The organism is Cellulomonas hominis, assembly GCF_901521055.1.
In the GTDB taxonomy this organism is placed as follows: Bacteria; Actinomycetota; Actinomycetes; order Actinomycetales; family Cellulomonadaceae; genus Cellulomonas; species Cellulomonas endometrii.
Genome location: NZ_CABEGA010000003.1, coordinates 1 through 2581, shown reverse-complemented (window position 1 = coordinate 2581; position 2581 = coordinate 1). Strand labels below are relative to the sequence as shown.

The 2581-nt window shown below is 71.5% G+C and carries 2 protein-coding genes; both read right to left on the bottom strand.

Annotated elements, in window-relative coordinates; all coding sequences use genetic code 11:
• Positions 1-68: 68 nt before the first annotated feature.
• Positions 69-971, bottom strand: a complete 903-nt coding sequence (locus KJP73_RS01305; protein WP_213280953.1) for a MetQ/NlpA family ABC transporter substrate-binding protein — start codon at positions 969-971, stop codon at positions 69-71.
• Between the two features lie 558 nt (positions 972-1529).
• On the bottom strand, positions 1530-2441 hold the full coding sequence (locus KJP73_RS01300) for a MetQ/NlpA family ABC transporter substrate-binding protein (RefSeq protein WP_213280952.1): 912 nt from the start codon (positions 2439-2441) through the stop codon (positions 1530-1532).
• Positions 2442-2581: the final 140 nt, after the last annotated feature.

Genomic DNA, 2581 nt, shown 5'->3' with positions numbered 1-2581 from the left:
GGCCGGGACCAGGGTGGCACCGGCGGGGACGCGCGCCGGGCGACCGTGGGCCGCCCGGCGCGTCGGGGTCAGGCTGCCTCGCGGACCTGGTCCTCGAGCTCGGTCAGGCTCTCCTCGAGCTCCTCCGGGGAGAGGTCCTGCTCGACGGCCGTGCCCTGGTTCTCCTCGAGCAGCTGCCCGATGACCTCGTCACGGTGGTAGATCTCGATGAGCTTCGCGTACACCGGGTTGTCCGCGTCCTCGGCCCGGGCGGCCCAGATGTTCACGTACGGGCGCGCCGTCTCGGTGTCCTCGAGGTCGGAGTAGATCGCCGTCGTCGGGTCGATGCCCGCGTCGGCGGCGAAGTTGTTGTTCACGACCGCGGCGTCCAGGTCCTGCAGCTGGATCGCGGTCTGGTTCGCGTCGACCGGGACGACCGTCACGCGCGACGCGGCCGGGTCGATCTCCGCCGGCGAGGACAGGGCGCTGCCGCCGTCCTTCAGCGAGATGAGCCCGGCGGACTGCAGCACGAGCAGGGCGCGCGCCTGGTTCGTCGGGTCGTTCGGGATCGCGATCTCGCCGCCGTCCGGGATGTCCTCCGGCGACTCGTAGCCCTTGGTCGTGTACAGGCCCAGCTGGTAGATCACCGTGCTGCCGATCGCCTGCAGGTCGTCGTTCGCGCTCACGTTGTAGTTCGCGAGGAACAGCAGGTGCTGGAACTGGTTGAGCTCCAGGTCGCCCTCGCTGAGCACGGGGTTCGGCTGCTGGTAGTCGGTGAAGTTCACCAGCTCGATCTCGATGCCCTCCTCCGCGGCGAGGTCGGAGAACGTCGTCCAGTACTCCTTGCTGATGTCGGTGACCCCGACGCGCACCGTGACCGGGTTGTCCGGGTCCGCGGTGGTCGGGGCGGCCGTCGGCTCGCTGCTGCCGGAGCACGCGGCCAGCGCGCCCAGCGTGAGGGCGGCGAGGGCGGCGGTCAGTCTGCGCTTCATGGTGGTGCTGCCTTCCAGGTGGGGGCTCGGGCGGTGCGAGCCCGTGCGGTCCGGACGGGACCGTCGTGCGGGGCGTGACGGGACGTGGCGCGCGGCGCTGGGCCGGTGCCGGTGGCCGTCCGGCGGCGTCCCCCGGGCCGGACGGCGGGGCCGTCGGGCGTCAGGACCTGGAGAGGAGCCCGTGCCGACCGGTCACGCCCACGGGGAGCGTCAGGGTCGGGGCGGGCGTCCGCCGCGGAGGGCCGGGCTGCAGGGGTGCAGCGTCAGCACATTCGCTGACGACAGCACATGAGCCCGCAGGACGCCCCGGCGATGACGCGCTGCGCGCGGTGCTCGGAAGCGGCGTGGGTGCTCACGTGCTCGACTCCTGTCCCAGGGTGGGGGCGGACGCGGGCGACCCTAGCACCGCTCCCGATCGCCTCGTCCGCGGGTCTCACGGGCCGTCTGCCCGACCCGCCGACACCGTCCCACCGCCGCACCGGTGCTGCCACCGCAGCGACGGCGCCGGCCCCCGGGGAGGGGACCGGCGCCGTCGCCGTGCCGTGCGCTGGCCGTGCGTCAGGCCGACTCGCGGACCAGGTCCTCGAGGTCCGCGAGGTCGCGCTGCAGCTCCTCCGCCGGCACGTCCTCGACGACGGCGGTGCCGCCGTTCTCCTCCACCAGCTGGTCGGTGACCTCGGGGGAGTGGTAGATCTCGACGAGCTGCTCGTAGACCGGGTTGTCGGCGTCCTCCGCGCGGGCCACCCAGAGGTTCAGGTACGGCCGCGCGGTCTCGGTGTCCTCCAGGTCGGAGTAGATCGCCGTCGTCGGGTCGATGCCCGCGTCCGTCGCGAAGTTGTTGTTGATGATCGCGGCGTCGAGGCTCTGCAGCTGCACCGGCGTCTGGTTGGCGTCCACGGGGACGACCTTCACGCGGGACGCCGCCTCGTCGATCTCGGCGGGCGTCGAGAAGGCGTTGCCGCCGTCGGTCAGCGAGATGAGCCCGGCGGACTGCAGGACGAGCAGGGCGCGCGCCTGGTTCACCACGTCGTTCGGGATCGCGATCTCCGCGCCCTCCGGGATGTCCTCCGGCGCGGTGTACCCCTTGGTCGTGTAGAGGCCGAGCTGGTAGATCGCCGTCGAGCCGATCGGCTGCAGGTCGTCGTCGGAGTTCACGTTGTAGTTCGCCAGGTACAGCAGGTGCTGGAACTGGTTCAGCTCCAGGTCGCCGGAGCTGAGGATCGGGTTCGGCTGCGTGTAGTCCGTGAAGTTCACGAGCTCGACGTCGATGCCCTCCTCGGCGGCCAGGTCCGTGAACGTGGTCCAGTACTCCTGCGCGATGTCGGCCACGCCGACGCGCACGGTCACGCGGTTGTCGGAGTCGGCCGTCTCGGTGGCTCCGGCCGCGGCCTCGCCACCGCCCGAGCTGCACGCGGCGAGCGTCGCGGCGGTGGCGATCGCGGCGATCGATGCGGAGAGTCTGCGCTTCATGGTCGTGTGCCTTCCGTGGGGGGTCGTGCCGCGCGAGGACGCGGCGGGCGCGGCTGGGGGCGTCTCCTTTACAAAACTTCCAGCCCCACCGACGCCTCGCTCTCTCGTTTTTCCGCTTCCGCTTTGTAAAAAAAACAAAC

Coding starts and splice junctions, on each gene's coding strand:
- KJP73_RS01305 (WP_213280953.1), bottom strand. CDS start 971: ATGAAGCGCAGACTGACCGCCGCCCTCGCCGCCCTCACGCTGGGCGCG.
- KJP73_RS01300 (WP_213280952.1), bottom strand. CDS start 2,441: ATGAAGCGCAGACTCTCCGCATCGATCGCCGCGATCGCCACCGCCGCG.